This window comes from Sphingomonas sp. SUN019 (assembly GCF_024758705.1).
Classification (GTDB): Bacteria; Pseudomonadota; Alphaproteobacteria; order Sphingomonadales; family Sphingomonadaceae; genus Sphingomonas.
The window spans coordinates 1,332,095-1,352,166 of record NZ_CP096971.1 but is presented as its reverse complement, the minus strand read 5'-3'; the positions used below and the strand labels follow the sequence as shown (position 1 = coordinate 1,352,166).

Annotated in this window: 17 protein-coding genes and 1 pseudogene; 15 read left to right on the top strand and 3 right to left on the bottom strand. The window is 64.9% G+C overall.

The genetic code is table 11. The features are described from left to right. Nucleotides 1-268: 268 nt before the first annotated feature. Nucleotides 269-589 (top strand): DUF1905 domain-containing protein, encoded by a 321-nt coding sequence (locus M0208_RS06620; RefSeq protein WP_258890934.1) that lies wholly within the window; start codon nt 269-271, stop codon nt 587-589. A gap of 253 nt (nt 590-842) precedes the next feature. Here M0208_RS06620 and M0208_RS06615 read toward each other — a convergent pair whose 3' ends face one another. After that, complete coding sequence (locus tag M0208_RS06615) at nt 843-1,268, bottom strand: hypothetical protein (protein ID WP_258890933.1); 426 nt, start codon at nt 1,266-1,268, stop codon at nt 843-845. A 357-nt stretch (nt 1,269-1,625) separates the two neighbouring features. On the opposite strand from M0208_RS06615, the gene M0208_RS06610 reads away from it, so the two are divergent. The 5 genes from M0208_RS06610 (at nt 1,626) to M0208_RS06590 (ending at nt 6,561) form a co-directional block, all read left to right on the top strand. After that, nucleotides 1,626-2,081: a DUF4126 domain-containing protein gene (locus tag M0208_RS06610; protein ID WP_258890932.1), complete on the top strand. Its 456-nt coding sequence runs from the start codon at nt 1,626-1,628 to the stop codon at nt 2,079-2,081. Further along, nucleotides 2,078-3,460 (top strand): FAD-containing oxidoreductase, encoded by a 1,383-nt coding sequence (locus M0208_RS06605; protein ID WP_258890931.1) that lies wholly within the window; start codon nt 2,078-2,080, stop codon nt 3,458-3,460. The genes M0208_RS06610 and M0208_RS06605 overlap by 4 nt, the downstream gene beginning before the upstream one ends. Then, nucleotides 3,457-5,115, top strand: a complete 1,659-nt coding sequence (locus tag M0208_RS06600; protein WP_258890930.1) for an FAD-dependent oxidoreductase — start codon at nt 3,457-3,459, stop codon at nt 5,113-5,115. The genes M0208_RS06605 and M0208_RS06600 overlap by 4 nt, the downstream gene beginning before the upstream one ends. 38 nt (nt 5,116-5,153) lie before the next feature. Further along, nucleotides 5,154-5,438 carry a UBP-type zinc finger domain-containing protein gene (locus M0208_RS06595; protein WP_258890929.1) on the top strand — a complete coding sequence of 95 codons (285 nt, stop codon included), beginning with the start codon at nt 5,154-5,156 and terminating at the stop codon, nt 5,436-5,438. Between the two features lie 244 nt (nt 5,439-5,682). Then, nucleotides 5,683-6,561, top strand: a complete 879-nt coding sequence (locus tag M0208_RS06590) for an alpha/beta fold hydrolase (protein ID WP_258890928.1) — start codon at nt 5,683-5,685, stop codon at nt 6,559-6,561. A 171-nt stretch (nt 6,562-6,732) separates the two neighbouring features. Here the strand turns inward: M0208_RS06590 and M0208_RS06585 are convergent, their stop codons facing one another. After that, nucleotides 6,733-7,149 (bottom strand): hypothetical protein, encoded by a 417-nt coding sequence (locus M0208_RS06585; protein WP_258890927.1) that lies wholly within the window; start codon nt 7,147-7,149, stop codon nt 6,733-6,735. Beyond that, a complete protein-coding gene (locus M0208_RS06580; RefSeq protein WP_258890926.1) occupies nt 7,121-7,588 on the bottom strand; it encodes an alpha/beta fold hydrolase in 468 nt (155 codons plus the stop codon). The genes M0208_RS06585 and M0208_RS06580 overlap by 29 nt, the downstream gene beginning before the upstream one ends. 360 nt (nt 7,589-7,948) lie before the next feature. Between M0208_RS06580 and M0208_RS06575 the strand changes: the two genes are divergently transcribed. From M0208_RS06575 to virB11, 9 genes and pseudogenes are all read left to right on the top strand, one after another. Further along, on the top strand, nt 7,949-8,560 hold the full coding sequence (locus tag M0208_RS06575) for a TetR/AcrR family transcriptional regulator (protein WP_258890925.1): 612 nt from the start codon (nt 7,949-7,951) through the stop codon (nt 8,558-8,560). 321 nt (nt 8,561-8,881) lie between these two features. Beyond that, a complete protein-coding gene (locus tag M0208_RS06570; RefSeq protein WP_258890924.1) occupies nt 8,882-9,292 on the top strand; it encodes a hypothetical protein in 411 nt (136 codons plus the stop codon). Continuing rightward, nucleotides 9,289-10,551, top strand: a complete 1,263-nt coding sequence (locus M0208_RS06565; RefSeq protein WP_258890923.1) for an efflux RND transporter periplasmic adaptor subunit — start codon at nt 9,289-9,291, stop codon at nt 10,549-10,551. The genes M0208_RS06570 and M0208_RS06565 overlap by 4 nt, the downstream gene beginning before the upstream one ends. Before the next feature lie 63 nt (nt 10,552-10,614). Continuing rightward, entirely contained in the window at nt 10,615-13,788 is a 3,174-nt protein-coding gene (locus tag M0208_RS06560) for an efflux RND transporter permease subunit (protein WP_258890922.1), read from the top strand. Between the two features lie 10 nt (nt 13,789-13,798). After that, nucleotides 13,799-15,202: an efflux transporter outer membrane subunit gene (locus tag M0208_RS06555; RefSeq protein ID WP_258890921.1), complete on the top strand. Its 1,404-nt coding sequence runs from the start codon at nt 13,799-13,801 to the stop codon at nt 15,200-15,202. Between the two features lie 294 nt (nt 15,203-15,496). Next, a pseudogene (locus M0208_RS06550) lies at nt 15,497-16,590 on the top strand (VirB4 family type IV secretion/conjugal transfer ATPase); the annotation flags it as partial. Continuing rightward, a complete protein-coding gene (locus M0208_RS06545) occupies nt 16,590-17,417 on the top strand; it encodes a type IV secretion system protein (RefSeq protein ID WP_258890920.1) in 828 nt (275 codons plus the stop codon). The pseudogene M0208_RS06550 and the gene M0208_RS06545, both read left to right, overlap by 1 nt. Continuing rightward, entirely contained in the window at nt 17,411-18,724 is a 1,314-nt protein-coding gene (locus tag M0208_RS06540) for a TrbI/VirB10 family protein (RefSeq protein WP_258890919.1), read from the top strand. Before M0208_RS06545 ends, M0208_RS06540 begins: the two co-directional genes overlap by 7 nt. A gap of 19 nt (nt 18,725-18,743) precedes the next feature. Further along, nucleotides 18,744-19,721, top strand: coding sequence for a P-type DNA transfer ATPase VirB11 (gene virB11, locus M0208_RS06535; RefSeq protein WP_309546985.1), 978 nt, complete (start codon nt 18,744-18,746; stop codon nt 19,719-19,721). The last annotated feature ends 351 nt before the right edge of the window (nt 19,722-20,072 follow it).

The window sequence follows — 20,072 nt, the reverse complement described above, 5'->3', positions numbered from 1 at the left end:
GGGTGGCAACGCTGCCCTCGCTTTGCCGCGTAGGGCGACACTTTCGTGATGGCATCGCCGGTCCCGGCTTAATAGACCATCACGAATTGCTTCGGGAAAATACTCTTGGAACCGCGATGAACGAAAGCCCGGTTTTGGAAGCTGCATGAGGGTAGATGAACGGCCGAGAATGGGTCGCAACCGCCAGCTTCCGCCCGTTAGGCAACGACCGGCACCCGCCCCGTCCGCAACGCTTGCTTCATTGCGCCGCTCAGATGATCATTGCCACATGCATGCCGGAGCCGCTCCTCTCCTAGACATCGTGTTCGAGGCGGCGGTAATTGAGTGGCGTGGGCCCGCTCCCTTCTACTTCGTCGCCATACCTTCCGAGCATCTCGGTGAGGTAAGCTATGCCGCGCGTGAGGCGAGCTACGGCTGGGGCTGCGTTCCGGTCACGGCCAGTATCGCCAGCGCATCGTTCGAAACCTCGCTTTTCCCGAAGGACGGCGGCTATCTGCTACCGCTGAGGGCTGCGGTGCGGGTGCAGGCCGGTATCGCGCCCGGCGATAACGTTTGCGTTCGCATGCGCATCGCCCGCGTCGGTGCCTAACGGTCAGGCCGGGAGGAGCGGCTGTGGCATCAACAAACCGCATGAACGAGTGACCGAAATTGGGAAGCCGATAGGATGCCGTAAACGTCTTCTCCTGGGTCTCATTCGCCTCTCGCAAAGGTAATTCGGACGGTGTCTGATGCCCGGCAGCAGCTCGCCGCTGAAAACGATATCACCGCGACGGCTGGTATGGCGATCAGCGGGATGGCGGGTCGAGACTTCTGATGGGGACAATACGCAAGTAAGGCGACGCCTAGTTGTTGCTGGCAAGCGCGTCGAGTAGCGGAGTTAGTGCAGCGTCCAACCGCTTTGCGGTGCGCTTCAGCTCCACGGCCTGCGCCGCCGCTCCGCCCGCAACTGCCCCCGCCTTGGCGAGCGCTTGACGGGAATCGTGATGAAAATGCTCTTCGAACCGCGGATCGTCCCGCTGTGCCAGGTCGCGCAGCGTATCATCCGGGCGGATGTGAGCGTCGGGCGCAACCAGTGGTCCCGCCGGTCCAACCCGCGTATCGAGCAATATCCCGATTAAATGTGTGAGTGCGCGTGCGCCTGCATCCTGTAGAAGCGGGTTCTGGAGCGCGGCAGCAGCCTGCCGGGGCGTTAAGCGGACGGACTGGTGAGGATGGGCCATAGCAGGCGACGCGACAGCGAGCAGGGCGGCCGCAAAGGCGATACGCATCATAACCTCCATTGACTCAAACCGGTCTGCGAAAAAAACCACCATTGAGATCTGAGAAAATATATCCTTTCGCGCGCAATCACAATGGAATGTCTTGTCTGGACCGCTCGCCCAGTCTTGCGTTGTCGTAACAACTGAGGAGGCGGGCGGACGAGACCGTAGAGGTCTAGGCGACCTGAACGAGCGTCCGGTGTCAGGAAATGAACGAGGGTGCTGGAACCGCGGCTTATGGGTCTTCTCGACGATAATTGGGTCATCTTACTGAGGCGTGGTGGGTGCTCACAGGTTGGCAGACCGTTGACGGCGATATCGCGCCGTGAAACGCTCAGATCTTGAGCAGCATCGGGAAGACGGCAGATGATCTTTCTCGCACTCGTCATCGGCATCGTTGCTGGATTGAGAGCGATGATGGCGCCTACCACCGTCGCCTGGGGTGCCGCACGCGGGCATCTGGGTATCGACGACAGCTGGCTCACCTTTCTTGGCTGGCGCTATACGCCGTGGATTCTCACGCTGCTGGCGATCGGTGAATTGATTACGGATCAGTTGCCCTCGACGCCAAGCCGCAAGGTGCCGGTTCAGTTCGGGGCGCGTCTTCTAAGCGGTGGCGTTTCCGGCGCTGCGATCGGGTACGGCACCGGATCCTGGCTGCTCGGGCTGGCGCTGGGGCTGATCGGCGCGGTGATCGGAACGCTCGGCGGCGCGGCGGTGCGCGCGCGTCTGGCCGCCGCTTTCGACCGCGACTCTCCGGCGGCGTTCGTCGAGGATGCCGTGGCGATCGTCGCCGCCGTGCTTATCTATACCGCGCTGTGACGCGCGCGTTCGATGCGATCATCGTCGGCGCGGGGCAGGCCGGGCCACCACTTGCAGCCCGGTTGACCGGCGCAGGCATGACGGTCGCGCTGATCGAGCGGCATCTGGTTGGCGGCACCTGCGTCAACACGGGATGCATGCCTACCAAGACGATGGTCGCCAGCGCCTATGCCGCGCAACTGGCGCGGCGCGCAGGCGATTTCGGGGTGCGGGTGGGTGATGTCAGCGTCGATATGAAGGCCGTCACGGAACGCGCGCGCGGCGTAACGCTGAATGCCCGTACGGGCGGCGAGCAATCGCTCGAAACGATGAAGAGACTAACCTTCCTGCGCGGTCATGCCCGCTTCACCAGCCCCTGCGTCATCGCGGTCGGCGAGCAGGAGCTTACCGCGCCGCGCATCTTCCTCAATGTCGGGGGCCGCGCGAGCGTTCCCGATATGCCTTGCGTTGGCACGGTACCACATCTCGACAACACCGACATGGTCGCCATTCAAACGACGCCCGAGCATCTGGTGGTGGTCGGGGGCAGCTATGTCGGCCTCGAATTCGCGCAGATGTTTCGTCGCTTCGGCGCAGAAGTGACGATCGTCGAACGCAACGATCGGCTGATCGCACGCGAGGATCCGGAGATTTCCGACGCCATCGGCGGGATACTCGAAGGCGAGGGCATTGCCGTCCGTACCGGCGCGGAGTGCATCGCCTTCGCCGCGCATGACCGCGGCGTGGCAGTGTCGGTCGATTGCCGCGACGGCGAGCCGTCTGTGGTGGGCAGTCACGTTCTGCTCGCGGTCGGCCGACGCCCCAACACCGAAGATCTCGGCCTCGACCGCGCCGGTATCGCAACCGACGCGCGCGGTTACATTGTCGTCGACAATATGTTGCAGACGAGCATGCCGGGCGTCTGGGCGCTGGGCGATTGCAACGGTCGCGGCGCCTTCACGCATACCGCCTATAACGATTTCGAAATCGTCGCAGCGAACCTGCTCGACGGCGCGCACCGAACGCTGGCCGAGCGCATTCCCGGTTATGCGCTTTACACCGATCCGCCGCTTGGCCGCGTTGGCATGACCGAAGCCGAAGCGGTTGCATCGGGCAAGCGCGTGCTCGTTGCCAGCCGTCCCATGACCAAGGTCGGCCGTGCCATCGAAAAGGGCGAGACGAACGGCCTGATGAAGGTCGTCGTCGATGCGGATACGCAACGCATCTTGGGCGCGGCGATCCTCGGCACCGGCGGCGACGAGGCGATCCACGGCGTGCTCGACATGATCAATGCCAACCAGTCGATCGATACGCTGCGCTGGGCGGTGCCGATCCACCCGACCGTCTCCGAACTGATCCCGACCTTGCTCGGCGACCTCGCCCCGGCCGCCACGTCGTGAGCACGCTCGACACGCGGCGGGATCAGATGTTCCCCGTGCTTGATCCGGCACAAGTGGGAACAGCGAAACGCTTCGCCAGCGGTCCAGCGCAGCACTTCGCGCCAAATTCACAGATCTATGCGATCGGCGAAAAGGAAGCGCCCGCCTGGCTCGTGCTCGAGGGTACGATCGACGTCATCCGTCGCGACGGGCTGTCGCACGAGGCTTTGATCACCACGCACGGTCCGAGCCAGCTGTCCGGCGAAGTCAATCAGCTCGCCGGCCGGCCCTCGTTGGCGGCCGGCAGGGCCGGGCCTGACGGATGCACCGCACTCCCGTTTGACGCCGCGCACCTGCGCGCCTTGATGATCGGTTCGGCCGATGTTGGCGAGATCATCATGCGCGCGTTGATCCTGCGGCGCGTCGGGCTGATCGAGGAAGGTGGGTCGGGCTCGATACTCGTCGGCGTGCCGGGCAGTCGCGACCTGACGCGCATTCAGGGCTTCCTCAGCCGCAGTGGCTATCCATTCCTCGTCCTCGACGCCGCATCGAATGAGGAGGGTCGCGCGCTGGTCGAACGACTCGGCGTTGCACCGGATGATCTGCCGCTGATGGTCTGTCCCAACGGCACAATCCTCAAGCGGCCCAGCGATGTCGAGGTGGCCGCCTGCCTCGGCATGACCGCCGACCTCGATCCGGACAAGCGGTACGATGTCGCGATCGTCGGCGCAGGGCCGGCCGGGCTTGCCGCGGCGGTCTATGCGGCGTCCGAGGGGCTGTCGACAATCGTTCTCGATGAACGCGCCATGGGCGGGCAAGCCGGAGCCTCGGCGCGCATCGAGAATTATCTTGGTTTTCCGACCGGCATTTCCGGTCAGGCGCTCGCCGGCCGGGCCTTCAACCAGGCACTCAAGTTCGGTGCCGAGATGGCGATCCCGCTCACGGTGTCACAACTTGTTTGCGACACGCCGGACGCGTCGCTCGCCCTCGACACCGCCAGTGGACGAGTGTGCGCGCGCACCGTCGTTGTCGCTTCCGGCGCCCGCTATCGACGCCCGCAGGTGCCCGATATCGACCTTTTTGAAGGTGCCGGCATTTCCTATTGGGCCTCCGCCATCGAGGCGAGACTATGCGCGGGAGAAGAGGTGGCGTTGGTCGGCGGCGGCAATTCGGCCGGTCAGGCGATCGTGTTTCTCGCACCGAAAGTTAAGCGCCTGCATGTCGTGGTCCGCCGACCGCTCTCGGCGACGATGTCGCGCTATCTGATCGATCGGATCGCGGCGTTGCCAAATGTTGAACTTCACGTCGGTGCCGAAATCGCAGCGCTGGAGGGCGATCGTGAGAGCGGGCTCACCGCCGCGGTGTTCCGCCAACTTTCCAATCGTGTCTCCAGTCATCATGCGATGCGCCATCTCTTCCTTTTCATTGGTGCTGATCCCAACGCCGGGTGGCTACAGGGTTGCGTCGAAACCGACGCCAAGGGTTTCGTGCTGACCGGGCAAGCATGCGCCGGTGACGCAAGGCAGACCAAGCGCACTACGCTGCCGCTCGAAACCAGTCGTGCGGGCGTATTCGCCATCGGCGATGTCCGCGCGGGATCGACGAAGCGCGTTGCTGCCGCCGTCGGCGAAGGTGCGGCGGTTATCGCGCAAGTCCATCTGGCGCTCGCGGGCTGACAGTCAGAGAGGAGAGCATCATGCAAGGCTGCTGTCACTTGGAAGCGATCGACGATGTCATCCCAAGCGCGCGGGGGTGCGAGGAGTGCCTGCGGATTGGCAGCCGCTGGCTGCATTTGCGGCTCTGCCGTATCTGCGGCCACGTGGGCTGCTGCGATGATTCGCCGCATCGGCACGCCACAGCGCATTTCCACGCGACCGCGCACCCCATCATCGAAGGCTACGACCCGCCGGAAGGCTGGGGCTGGTGCTACGTCGACGAAATGGTCGTCGAACTTCCCGACCAGACTCGCCAAATCGGGCCGATCCCGCGATATTTCTGAAGGAGCCCGACTGCCTAAGAATTTTCATCTCGGCGACGGTGATGAACGGACGGATTGTTGGACGCCGGCGGTCAGCCGCGCTGTTCCCTCATCGCGAAGGCGCGGGATTTCTGGTATGAGATTTCGGTCTTCGCGACCGACTCCGACGCGTTTTCCGGACCCCTGTCATCGCCCGTCATCGGCTTCGGTCAGCAGACGCAGTGTCGGCCCTGTCGGTCGGCTTCCCTCATGGAAGGGCATCGCCATGACAACGATCACCACCAGAGATGGCACACAGTTGTTCTACAAGGACTGGGGTTCCCGGTCCGCTCAGCCGATCATGTTCCACCATGGCTGGCCGCTCAGCGCCGACGACTGGGATAACCAGATGCTGTTCTTCGTGGAGCACGGCTACCGCGTGGTCGCGCATGATCGGCGTGGCCACGGCCGATCCAGCCAGACGTCGGAGGGCAATGAGATGGACACATATGCCGCCGATGTCGCTGAACTCGTCGCGGCGCTAGATCTGCGGAACGCGGTTCATATTGGCCACTCGACCGGCGGCGGCGAAGTGGCGCGCTACGTCGCCCGGGCCGAGCCAGGGCGCGTCGCCAAGGCGGTGCTGATCGACGCAGTGCCACCGATCATGCTCAAGACGGACGCCAACCCGGGCGGCACGCCGATGGAGGCGTTCGACGGCTACCGCGCAGCCGTCGCGTCCAACCGTGCCCAGGCCTATATCGATGTGCCGGCTGGCCCCTTCTATGGTTTTAATCGACCGGGCGCGAAGGTCAGCCAGGGGATCATCGACAATTGGTGGCGGCAGGGCATGATGGGCAGCGCGAAGGCCCAATATGAGTGCATCAAGGCTTTCTCCGAGACGGACTTCACTGAGGATCTGAGGGCCATCGCGGTGCCGGTGCTGGTGATGCATAGCGAGGACGATCAGATCGTGCCCTATGCGGACTCGGCACCGTTGACGGTCAGTCTGCTGCGCAACGGTACACTCAAGACCTATGCCGATCTGCCGCACGGATTGTGTGCGACTCATCCCGACATCGTGAATCCGGACCTTCTTTCGTTCATTCGCGAGGACGACGCGCAATCACGCGATGAAACGATGACGATGCATATCATGGCATGATGCGTTGCGGGCTCGACCGCGAGGTCGAGCCCGTTTCGATTGCCGTACGGTCAGCGTGAAGTACGAGGCAAAGTCATTTCGTCTTGTCCAAAAATGATCGCACCATCGTCACCGTCGCGGTAGGATTCTCCTCCATGATCCAGTGACCAGAGTTCGGAATGACGCCTTCAGTTACGTCGCTGGTTCAGTTACGTCGCTGGCCGCGGCGCGCATCACCGTCGCCATCATCGGGCCGAACGACTTCTCCCCGCCGATCGCGAGCACCGGCATCGAAAGCTTTCCTTTTGCCGCCAGGAACGCCCGGTTGTCGATCGCGTCCTGGTCGGTCGCGTCCTGGTCGAACGCGGCAAACTGCGCGAACCCCGCATGCATGGCCCCCGGCATCGCATAGAGCTTCGCATAGTGTTCCCGCGATCCTTCAGTGAAGTGCGTCGGCGTCGCCGAAAATTCGTTCCAGAAGCGATCGAGGTATATACGTTCGCGCCCTGCTACGAGCCGCTCCATGTCCGGTCCGCCAAACCGGAAATGCCAGAGCAGCGAATTTTTTGAGAATCTCTTCCTACGGGCCGACGCCGGGAACGGGCGCATCGATGAGCACAAAACGGCGCACGCGTTCGGGATGCAACGCTGCGAAAGCAAACCCCACCATGTTGCCGATGTCGTGGGTGACAAGATCAGCCCGCCGGATTTTTAGCCGGTCAAGCACGTCGACTATATCACCGGCCTGTGTTTTCTTGTCGAACCCGCTCACCGGCTTGGAAGACAAGCCAAGATCGCGGAGGTCTGGAACGACTACGGTGTGATCGCGCATCAGGTCGGCGGCCATCGGTGCCCACATGTCGCCCGTTTCGCCATAGCCGTGAAGCAGCACGACCGCCGGTCCCTTGCCACCGACCCGGACGTGAATCGTCGCGCCGTTGGTCGCGATTTCCTCCGCATGAAAGCTGGCGGGAAATGGGGGGACCTGTGCTGCGGTGGGAACCGCGACAGATAAAATAGCGGAGACGACGCAAATGAGACCGCGCATCACCGACTTCCCCTCAGCCGCAAATATCCCGCATTGAGTACCAGAATTTCAAGCATTCCAAAAAGGATCTTCGGGTTCGTGGTTCGGGCGAGGGTTTCAGCCGAAAACGGCGGTCCGCTATCGGCTAAATCAAGCCAAAAGCGAAACATGAATGAACGTCCGGTTCCGAGAACCGTACAGTTGCGGCTGAATGTCCATCCCTGGATCCAATCGGTTAGAACTTGATCCTTACGATGGTTTCTGATCGCCGGGATCACCTGAATTAACTCGCGCCAAGGTGGCTCGTTGACGAATCAATCAATTCAGAACAAATCTGTGCACGCTTGCCATTTTTTCCAGCGGACTTATATACCGTCCGTTATGGAAACTGCCGTCCTTCCTGCCCCCAAGGGGCGTCCGCGCGAATTCTGCGTCGATGCGGCGCTGGCGGCGGCATTGGGCGTGTTCTGGTCGAAGGGCTATGAAGGCGCGTCGATGACGGATCTGACGTGCGCGATGGGCATCACCAAGCCCAGTCTTTACGCCGCATTCGGCAACAAGGAAGCGTTGTTTCACAGGGCGCTCGACCTCTACGAGGCCGAAAAGCTGGCCTATACGCGCGAGGCGCTAGAGCAGCCGACGGCGCGCGCGGTCGCGGAATATTTCATGCGCGGCGCGGTGGATGCCCAGACGAGCAGTTGCGATCCCAAGGGCTGCCTGGGCGTGATCAGTACGAACGCGTGCGGCGTCGAGGCCGAATCGATTCGTGCCGATGTCATTGTGCGTCGCGCCTCGTCGCAGGCGGCGCTGGTGGAGCGGTTCGAGCGCGCCAAGCGCGAGGGCGATCTGCCTGACCATGTCGATGTGCAGAGCCTGACCGCCTATCTCTACGCGATACTGCAGGGGATGGCGGTGCAGGCGGGGTCGGGGGCGACACGCGCAGATTTGGAGCGGGTCGTCGACATGAGCCTGCTCGGGTGGCCCGGCCGTTAAGGTCAGCCGATAAAAAATACTACCGCTCGGTACAAAAGACCTTGACGCGACGCAGCATGATTTCTATACCAGTCAGTATAGAAGATGGGGCGTCGCAGCGGCGACCCGGCTGAAGGAACCCGCGATGCGCTATCATTGTCAGATCGAGGCCAGACCCGCCCCCTGATTGCAGGGCGCATTCGACAGTCCAGTAACAATTAGCGACCCGCGGGCTCACGCTTGTGTGAGGCCGCACCAATGCGCTCGCCCGCCACGTTCCACCGACGGCACCCGTGCCGCCGATCGGATCACTGCGCCGCGCCACCAGCATGAGGGAATATCATGGCCTATATCGATTTCGCGAGCGAGACCGGCGGTCTGTCCGGCGCAGCGTCGACATTGCCGGTTATCCTGCCGCGCCACGATCCGCTTCCCGACGAGGAGATTGGGCTCGGCGCGCTGGAATGGGCGGTCGTCGCGATTGCGCGGAACGATCGGCTGTCCTCGCTGCGGCAGCCCGGCCGAATGGCGATGGCGCTCGGCACGGTGTTCGGCGCGAAGCACAATCCGCGGCTGGCCGATCCGAAGCTGGAGGCGCTGCGGCGGATGGCGGTGCTGAGCTGGCATTATGGATACACCGTGCCCTCGAGCGAACTTCGCGCCTTCACGTCGGCCGGTTTCACGACCGATCAATATGAAACCCTGCTCGCCAGCATCGGCTCGGCGCGCATCAATCGAAAGCCGCGTCGATGAACATGCTTTCCAGAATAGAAGCAGCGCCGGTCACGGTGGATGCTTCGCCACGCCCGCGCCGCCCGCTGTGGCAACGCGCCGGGCTGGTCGTCGTGCCGATCGCGGTGATCGCCGCCAGCGGGATCTTCATCGATCGCGACGGACCGGCGGTCGCCGCACCGCCGCCGCCGACGGTGACGGTCGCGTCGCCTCTGGTCCGCTCGGTCAACGAATGGGACGATTATGTCGGCCGGTTCGAGGCCAGCAAGTCGGTCGAGGTGCGCCCGCGCATCTCGGGCGCGGTCACCGCGATCCACTTCACCGACGGCGCGATTGTGCAGAAGGGGCAGTTGCTCTTCACCATCGATCCGCGCCCGTACACCGCGGCGCTGGCCGAGGCGCGTGCGGGGCTGGCGAGCGCGCAGAGCGATCTCGCGCTGGCCCGCGCCAACCTCGATCGCGCCAACCGGCTGGTCGCGGACGATGCGGTCTCGAAAAGCGATGTCGACCAGCTGACCGCGCGTTTGCGTGCGGCAAGCGCGTCGCTGGCCGCGGCGCAGGCGCGGGTGCGCGCACGGTCGCTCGACGTCGAGTTCACGCAGATTCGCGCGCCGATCGGCGGGCGGGTCTCGGACCGGCGCATCGACGCAGGCAATCTGGTCGCGGCGGGTGACACCAACGGCACATTGCTGACGACGATCAACGCGCTCGACCCGATCTACTTCACGTTCGACGGGTCGGAGGCGCTGTTCCTGAAGACGAAACGCGCCCAGCAATCGGGCGCGGTCGCGTCTCCGGTCGAGGTGAAGCTGCAGGACGAGGGCGATTATCGCTGGAACGGGCGGCTCGATTTCACCGACAATGCGCTCGATCCGCGATCGGGCACGATCCGCGGCCGCGCAGTGCTGGCCAATCCCAAGCTGTTCCTGACGCCGGGCATGTTCGGCAACATGCGGCTGTCGAGCGGCGGGACGAGCAGCGCGCTGCTGGTGCCCGATGCGGCGATCCAGACTGATCAGGCGCGCAAGACCGTGCTGACCGTGGCGCGCGACGGCACCGTCGCCGCGAAGCCGGTGCAGCTCGGCCCGGTCGTTGACGGCCTGCGTATCGTGAAGACCGGCCTTGCCGCGGGTGACCGCGTGGTGATCAGCGGCACGCAGATGGCGATGCCGGGCGCCAAGGTGACGACGCGCATCGGCCGGATCGCGCCGATGAATGCCGCCGTCGCGCCCCCCGGCGGCGCGCCGACGATCGGCGAAGCGACCTTCGCCGCGCGGTAACGCGTACCGACAATATCCGGCGATCCGTCGGCTCCGTTTCATCCTCTTTTCGGGGAGCATATCATGCGCCTGTCGCGCTTCTTCATCACGCGTCCGATCTTCGCCGGCGTCATCGCCGTCGTGATCACCATCGTCGGCGCGCTCGCTTACTGGGGCCTGCCGGTGTCGCAATATCCCGACATCGTGCCCCCGACCGTCACCGTAACCGCGACCTATCCCGGCGCGTCGGCGGAAACGGTCGCGGAGACGGTCGCCGCGCCAATCGAGCAGGAGATCAACGGCGTCGACAACATGCTCTACCAGAGCAGTCAGTCGACCGGCGACGGCGTCGTCACGATCACGGTCACGTTCAAGATCGGCACCGATCTGGATGCCGCGCAGGTGCTGGTGCAGAACCGCGTGGCGATCGCGGTCCCGCGCCTGCCGACCGACGTGCAGCGGCTGGGCGTGGTGACGCGCAAGACCTCGCCCGACTTCCTGATGGTCGTGAACCTGATCTCGCCCGACAATTCGCTCGATCGCGGCTACATCTCCAACTACGCGCTGACGCAGGTACGCGACCGGCTCGCCCGGATCGACGGCGTGGGCGACGTACGGCTGTTCGGCGCGCGCGATTATTCGATGCGGGTGTGGGTCGATCCCGGCCGCGCCGCGTCAATGAACCTGACCGCGGGCGAGATCGTCGCGGCGTTGCGTGCGCAGAACGTGCAGGTCGCCGCGGGAACGCTCGGCCAGCCGCCGTACAATCAGGGCAATGCATTCCAGCTGAACGTCGAGACGCAGGGGCGGCTGACCGATCCGGCGCAATTCGGCAACGTCATCGTCCGCACCGATCCCGATGGGCGGCAGGTCCGCGTGCGCGATGTCGCACGCGTCGAGCTGGGCGCAGCGGACTATAACTCCAACACCTATCTGTCGGGTAAACCGACTGTGATCGCCGCCGTGTTCCAGCGCCCCGGCTCCAACGCGCTCGCCGCCGCCGAAAAGGTCAGCGCCGAGATGGAGGCGATGTCGAAATCCTTCCCCAAGGGCCTCGATTATCGCGTCATCTACAACCCGACCGAGTTCATCGCGCAATCGGTCGATGCGGTGATCGAGACCCTGTTTGAGGCGATGATCCTGGTCGTCCTCGTCATCCTGGTTTTCCTGCAAAAATGGCGCGCCGCGATCATCCCGATCGTTGCGATCCCGGTGTCGCTGGTCGGCACGTTCGCGGTGCTGGCGGCGGTCGGTTATTCGCTCAACACCTTGTCACTGTTCGGGCTGGTGCTGGCGATCGGCATCGTCGTCGACGACGCGATCGTCGTGGTCGAGAATGTCGAGCGCAATCTGGCGCGGGGCTTGTCCCCGTTACAGGCGGCGCAAACCTCGATGGACGAAGTGTCGGGCGCGTTGGTCGCGATCGTGCTGGTGTTGTGCGCGGTGTTCGTGCCGACGTTGTTCCTTACCGGACTGTCCGGCGCCTTCTATCAGCAATTCGCGGTGACGATCGCGACCGCGACGGTGATCTCGCTGATCGTGTCGCTGACGCTGTCGCCCGCGCTCGCCGCGATCCTGTTGCGCGCGCATGAATCGGAGGCGTCGGGCAATCGCGTGCAGCGTGCGTTCCGTGCCGCAGGTGATCGCTTCAACCGCGCATTCGAGCGGCTGAGCGATGGTTATGCGCGGCTCACCGCGCGGCTGGTCGCACGGCCGAAGCGGATGATGGTCGTCTATGCCGGTCTGATCGCGGCGACCGGCGCTTTGTTCTGGGCCACGCCGACCGGCTTCATCCCGGCGCAGGACCAGGGCTATTTCCTGACCGTCGTGCAGCTTCCCGCGGGCGCTTCGGTCGAACGCACCGACGCCGTGGTGCAGAAGGTCGCCAAGCGCATCCTGCCGCTGGCGGGCGTAAAGGGCGCGGTGATGCTGGCGGGTTTCGACGGCCCGTCGCAGACGCTCGCGCCCAATGCCGCCGCGGCGTACATCCCGCTCAAATCGTTCGAGGAGCGCGGGAAGCTCGGCGTCACCTTCGCCGGGATCATGGAGGAGGCGCGCAAGGCGACCGCCGACATCGACGACGCACGTATCCTCGTCATCCCGCCGCCGTTGATCCAGGGCATCGGCTCGGCTGGCGGCTACCGCATGATCGTGCAGGACCGTCAGGGCGGGAGCTATCAGCAACTCGGCGCCGAAACCGCCAAGCTGATCGCCAAGGCGAACCAGACCGATGGCCTCGCGCAGGTCTTCACGTTCTTCGACACCGCCACCCCGCGTGTCTTCGCCGATATCGATCGCGCGAAGGCCGATCTGCTGGGCGTACCGCCGGAGCGGGTGTTCGAGGCGTTGCAGGTCTATCTCGGCAGCGCATTCGTCAACGACTTCAACCTGCTCGGCCGCACGTACCGCGTCACCGCACAGGCCGACGCACCGTTCCGCGCGACGACCGCCGACATCGCGAACTTGAAAACGCGGTCGAATTCGGGCGCGATGGTGCCGATCGGGTCGGTCTCGACGTTCCAGGACCGGACCGGGCCGTACCGCGTGACGCGCTACAATCTGTTCCCCGCGGTCGAGGTCGATGGCGATACCGCGCCGGGCTATTCGTCGGGCCGGTCGCTGGTGGCGATGGAGAAGCTGGCCGCGGATACGTTGCCCAAGGGTTACGGCAGCGAATGGACCGGCATCGCGTTTCAGGAGAAAGCGGCGGGCAGCACGGCGGCGATTGTCTTCGCGCTGGCGGTGGTATTCGTCTTCCTGGTGCTGGCGGCGCAATATGAAAGCATCGTCCTGCCGCTGTCGATCATCCTGATCGTGCCGATGTGCTTGCTCGCCGCGATGGTCGGCGTGAATCTGCGGGGCATGGACAATAATGTCCTGACGCAGATCGGGCTGGTCGTGCTGATCGCGCTCGCCGCCAAGAACGCGATCCTCGTGGTCGAGTTCGCCAAGCAGGCGGAAGAACAGGACGGCCTGTCCCCGGTCGAGGCGGCGGTGCGCGCCGCGCAGGACCGGCTGCGGCCGATCCTGATGACCAGCTTCGCCTTCGTGCTCGGCACGGTGCCGTTGCTGATCGCGACCGGGGCGGGGGCGGAACTGAGGCAGGCGCTGGGCACTGCGGTGTTCTTCGGGATGCTCGGGGTGACCGGGTTCGGCCTGCTGTTCACGCCGACCTTCTACGTCGTCTGTCGCGCGCTGGGTGATCGGCTGCAACGCCGGCGCCCGCGTCCCGACGCACACCTTCAGCCTGCAGAATAAGGAGGATATCATGCCTCGTTTCCTGATCGCTTCCGTGTCCGCGCTGGCGCTCGCCGCCTGCGCCACGGGGCCGGACTATGTCGCGCCCAAGCCTCCGCAAAGCGCGTCCGCCGCGTTCATCTCGACCAGCCCGGCGGCGACCCTCGCCGCGCCCGCGGAGGATTGGTGGCAGCTCTATCGTGATCCGGTGCTCGATGGCCTGATCGGCGATGCGCTGGCGGCCAACACCGACATCCGCGTCGCGGTCGCGCGGCTGGCGAAGGCGCGCGCCGCGTTGCGCGAGGTGCGCAACGACCGCACGCCGCAGGCCAATCTCGGCGCGAGCGCGACCTACGGCCGCTATTCCGCGATCCAGACCCCGCCTGGCGCGAACCGCGAGGACTGGACGGTCGATACCGGCCTCGACGTGTCGTATGAGGTCGACCTGTTCGGCCGCATCAGCCGCGGTGTCGAAGCGGCACTTGCGGATGTGGGGGCAGCGGATGCCGACGCCGATGCGGTGCGCGTCTCGATCGTCGCCGAAACCACCCGCGCCTATGCCGATGCGGCCGCCGCCGCCGAACGGCTGGCAGTGGCGCAGCGCATCGTCGAACTGCTCGATCGATCGCTGAAGGTGACGCAGCGGCGGGTCGAGGTGGGGATGACCACCCCGCTCGACAGCGCGCGGATCGCCGCGTTGCGCAACCAGCGGCAGGCCGATGTGCCGTCGATCGCGGCCGAGCGGCAGGCGGCGCTGTTCCGGCTGGCGATGCTGACCGGGCGTACGCCGCAGGATCTGCCGGCCATCGCGGCCGAGCGCGGCACGACGCTGCGGCTCGATCAGCCGATCCCGGTCGGCGATGGTGCGGCGCTGCTCGCGCGCCGCCCCGACGTGCGCGCGGCCGAGCGCCAGTTGGCCGCCGCGACCGCGCGGATCGGTGTCGCGACCGCCGATCTCTATCCGCGCATCACGCTGGGCGGATCGATCGGGTCGACCGGCACGGGGCTCGGCAATCTGTTCGGCGGCGGGCCGCTCAACTGGCTGCTTGGGCCGTTGCTGAACTGGAACCTCAATCAGGGCAAGGCGCGCGCGCGGATCGCCGGGGCGGAGGCTGACAGCCAAGCCGCGCTCGCCACGTTCGACGGGACCGTGCTGACCGCGCTGGAGGAGACCGAAACCGCGCTGTCCAATTATGCCAAGGCGCTCGATCGCCGCACCGCGCTGCAGGCTGCGCGCGACCAGGCGGCGGTGGCGGCGCGGATCACGCGCGCGCAGCAACGCGAGGGGCAGATCGACAGTCTGGCGCAGCTCGACGCGGAGCGCACCTTCGCCGATACCGAAGCCACGCTCGCGTTGGCCGACGCGCAAATCGCCCGAGCCCAGATCGACCTGTTTCGCGCGCTTGGTGGTAATTGGCGTGGGGCGCAAACCTAAGAACCCGTTCGATGATATCAGAAATAGACCCGACGCCTGCTCGAATGATCCAGCCTGCAGTTCCTGACGATCATGCTTCGTCGGGTCGGCTACGCCTATGCCGACCTCTCGCCATGTGGCTTACACACGCCGACTTGCTGACAAGATATGGCTCCTAACGCGAGCAGATACACCCGCTGAGGTCACTCGCGAACTTAAAGCGCATTGGGCCGACGCGCGGACCTGACCCTTCGCATCGCGAAGGCGACTTACCCTGCGTGAACTAAGCGCTCCAGCCACTCATCGAGCATTTGGACCGCGGCGGGGCCGTACTTCTTCAACTTCCACCAGGGCGACCTCGGCAACTTCACCGTCATCGGCCCGTCGGACTCGGGCAAGACCGTCGTGGTCAACTTTCTGCTTGCGCAGGCGCGCAAATACGATCCGCGCATCGTATTCTTCGACAAGGATCGCGGTGCCGAACTGTTCATCCGGTCGATCGGCGGCCGCTACGATGTGCTGCGGCCGGGAACATCGTCGGGCCTCAACCCGCTCCAGCTCGACGACACACCCGCCAACCGCCAGTTCCTGATCGACTGGCTGGCGCTGCTCGCCGGCAGCGCGGATGTTGAAGAACTCGGGCAGATCAAGGACGCGATCGACGCCAGCTTCGCGCAGCCGCGCGAGTTTCGTCGCCTGCGCCACATCGTCGAACTCTTCCGCGGCGGGCACCGCCCGCACGCGAGCGATTTCTGGTCGCGGTTGCGGCCGTGGTAGGGCGACGGCGAGCGTGCGTGGCTGTTCGATAGCGCCGAGGACCGCACCGATCTCGCCGAGCGCTCGGTCGGGTTCGACATGACCAACATCCTCGACGATCCCGCGGTGCGGACCCCGGCGATGATGTACCTGTTCCACCGCGTCGAGGAACGGCTCGACGGCAGTCCTGCGATCATCGTCGTCGACGAAGGCTGGAAGGCGCTCGACGACGATGTGTTCGTGCGCCGGATCAAGGATTGGGAAAAGACGATCCGCAAGCGCAACGGGATCGTCGGTTTCGCCACGCAAAGCGCGCAGGACGCGCTGGAGAGCCGTATCGCAAGCGCGATCATCGAGCAGGCCGCGACGCAGATTTTCATGGCCAACCCGAAGGCGCGCGCCGAGGATTATGTGAACGGGTTTGGCCTGACCCCGCATGAGTTCGAACTGATCCGTTCCCTGACAGCGCGCGCTGCTTCCTGATCAAGCACGGCAACGAAAGCGTGGTCGCGCGACTCAACCTCAGCGGTGAACATGAACTGCTGACGATCCTGTCGGGGCGCGAGCGCACCGTCCGCCTGCTCGACGAGATCCGCGCCGAGCACGGCGAGGCGCCCGAAGCGTGGTACGACACGCTGATGGAACGCGCCTGATGCCCGCCGCCTGTCAGGCGATCCCCAGTCCCGAGACGTTCGCACCGGGCATGATCGCGTTTCTCGACTGCCAGGCGCAGACGCTAGGCGCGCAAGGCTATCAGGCGCTCGCCGCCCCCGGATCGACCGCGTCTATCCTGCTGACCGGCATGATCACGCTGCTGATCGCGGTGATCGGCTATCGCATGTTGCTTGGCCACGTGCCCACGATCCGCGACGGCGTGCTGACGTTCGTCAAGATTGGCGTCGTCCTGGTGCTCGCTACCAGCTGGCCAGCGTATCAGATTCTCATCTACGACGTGATCCTGCGCTCGCCGGCGGAGGTCGCCGCAAGCATCGGCGGCGCGAGCGGGTTGCAGGGTACGACGGGCGGCCTCGCGTCGCGGCTAGATGGGGTCGACCAGGCGCTCAAAACGCTGGCGATCGCTGGGGTTGTCGCGCCGCCGCTTGGGGCCGACGGCACGCCGCAGATACCGTCGGTCGCACCGTCGCCGTTTCTCGGGTTCGACAGCTTTGCGCTCGGCTGGTCGCGCGTGGGGTTCCTGGTCGGCACGCTGGCCTCGTTAGCGATCGTGCGGATCATCGCGGGGCTGTTGCTTGCGCTGGGGCCAGTGTTCGCGGTGTTCCTGCTGTTCGATGGCACGCGCGGTCTGTTCGAGGGTTGGCTGCGCGGGTTGATGGGAGCCGCGCTGGCGGCGCTCGCGATCTCGATCGTACTCGGGGTCGAGCTTGCTTTTTTCGAACCGTGGCTGTCGACTCTGCTCGCGCGGCGCGCGTCCGATCTCGACATCATCGGCGCGCCGCACAGTTGCTCGCGGCGATGCTGATCTTCGGCATCGCGCTGTTCGCGACCCTGTTCGCGCTCGCCAGGGTCGCGATGAGCTTGCGCATCCCGAGCTGGCATTTTGGCGGGGCGGAAGTGTCAGAACGATCGCACGCGCCTAGCGTCGGTCAGCCAGCACACGTTGTCGCACCACCGCCGGTCGAGAGCCGCTCGCGCGCCGCCGCCGTCGCCGACGCGGTCGCGATCAGCCAACGAAGGGAAGAAATGATCGCATCTGGATCGACCACAGCGAGTAGCGGAGGCGGCCGCTATATCAGTCCTGCTCAAGCAATATTAGTTACTGGAAGGGGGTCTTCAACGGCCGTGGCATCACCGCGGCGCACCAGCTACCGCGTCTCGGATGGACGACGGCGGGCGCTGACCGCGCCTGCGGTTGTCGCCCTTACGGTCCAACGGGCGCCTTTCGAGGCACCGCCGCCCTTGTACATTCCGCCCGAGCCGAGGTTTGTGTCGCCGCCTGTGATTGAATCGGCGGCACTGCCGCAAGCGGTACCTCTACCGCGGGAGCCACGCCAGCAGACCGTTGTCCCGACCATTCAGCAACAACCGCTACAACGCGTGGACTATGCTCAACCGCCGATTGTCGAGCGGCCGCAACGGACTGGTGGTGGCGCGACGTTAGTGCTCGACACATCGCAGCCGCGATCGGGAGCCGCAGATGGCGAACCAACGGCCGCGGCCAGCCCCTTGTCCGAGAACAACGCGAACGCCAGCCGAACACGTGCAGGTACGATCGCCAACCGCACGATGACGGTGCCGCAGGGAACGATCGTCCCCGCGGTTCTCGAAACCGCGTTTAACTCGACCCGCGCTGGTTTTGCGCGCGCGCTCGTTCAGCGCGATGTGCACGGGCTTGACGGCAGGCGAGTGCTGATCCCACGCGGTAGCCGCCTGATTGGCGAGTATCGCTCCGACGCGGCCGCCGGGCAAAAGCGCGCGCTGATCAACTGGACGCGGTTGATCCGTCCCGATGGCGCAACGATCGCGATCGGATCACCAGCGACCGATCCAGTCGGCATCGGCGGGATCAAAGCCAAGGTCGACAGCCACTTTTTCGCGCGGTTCGGCGGCGCGATACTCCAGTCGGTGCTCGACGTCGGGGTTAATCTAGCGTCGCGGTCGGTGGATAGCCCGGTGATCGTCGCGCTCCCCGGATCGGTCCAGGGCACGACCGCCACGATAACCCGCCAGACCGACATCCCGCCGACTCTGAGCGTTCGCCAAGGTACGAGCGTCAGCGTGTTCGTCGCGCGCGATCTCGACTTTACTGAGGTCGAGAGCAGGCGGTGACGCAGACCGCCGTCGACGAATGGGTGTATCTGCGCAGCTGCCTTGCACCCCTTTCTGCCTGCGCTCGGGCGGAGCGATGTCACCGACATATACGTCAACCGGCCCGGCGAAATGTGGCTGGAGACGCTTTGGCGGGGCGACCGAGCGGCATGAGATCGCGGAACTAGACGAAACGACATTGCTGCGGCTCGCGCGGCAGGTCGCATCATACAATCATCAGGGCATCAGTCGCGAACACCCGTTGTTGTCGGCGGGTCTGCCCGACGGGTCACGGATCCAGGTTGTCGCGGCTCCGGCGACCCGCGGGCCCATGGCATTGGCGATCCGCAAGCACGTCTCGACGAACCTGACGCTCGAGCACTATATTACCTCAGGATCGTTCGACGATGTACAAACGCAATCCTCTGCGACGCAGCCGATTGTCGAGGCAGTCGCGAAACTGGTCGACCGCGGCGAAATCGCCGAGGGGCTCCGCCAGGCGGTTCGTGGGCGGCTTAACGTCCTCATCTCGGGCGGGACGTCGACTGGCAAGACGACGTTCCTCAACGCCCTGATCGGTGAGATTCCTGCGCAGGAACGCCTGATCCTGATCGAGGACACCGCCGAGCTCCGACTGCAGCATACTAACGCGATCGGTCTTCTGGCAGCGAGGAGCGCGCTGGGCGAGGCCGATGTTACCACAAACGACCTAGTGTCCGCATCGCTGCGGATGCGGCCCGATCGCATCATCCTCGGCGAGCTGCGCGGGCGCGAGGCGTTCGCGTTTCTTCGCGCGGTCAATACGGGTCATCCCGGATCGATGACCACGATCCACGCTGACAGCGTCGATGGGGCGGTCGAGCAGCTAGCGCTGTTAATCCTGGAGGGCGGAACAACGCTGAGCCGTGCCGATATCGCGCGCTATGTCGGGGTCACGATCGACGTGTTCGTTCAACTTGCGCGCGATGAGCATGGGCGGAGAGTGTCAGAATGTCGCGTCGGCGTACCTGATCGGTAATGCTATCGTAGCGCACCGCTGATTATTGACTTGGAATCTCAGCGCCCCAGAGCGATTACCTCCGACGCCGACTTCGGCCCGCGCTTCTGTGGCGCAAGTGTGCGGGTGCGCGCTGCGAGATTGGAAATCCACGCGGCGTAACTGATCGGCCGATGTCGCGCGCGGCCGTGATCGGCGTGCAAGGATCGCCCGGGACCGTCAAGACCACGACCGTGCTCGCCGCCTACGGTACTGTCAGACTAAGCCGGATATGGTTCGTTCCGCCCGTTTGGCCGCTTCCGCGCGCCGAAGCATGAGAACGATAATGCGTCGCGTCGAGAACGAAGTGCCATTTTCTGCCGCTAAAGGCGT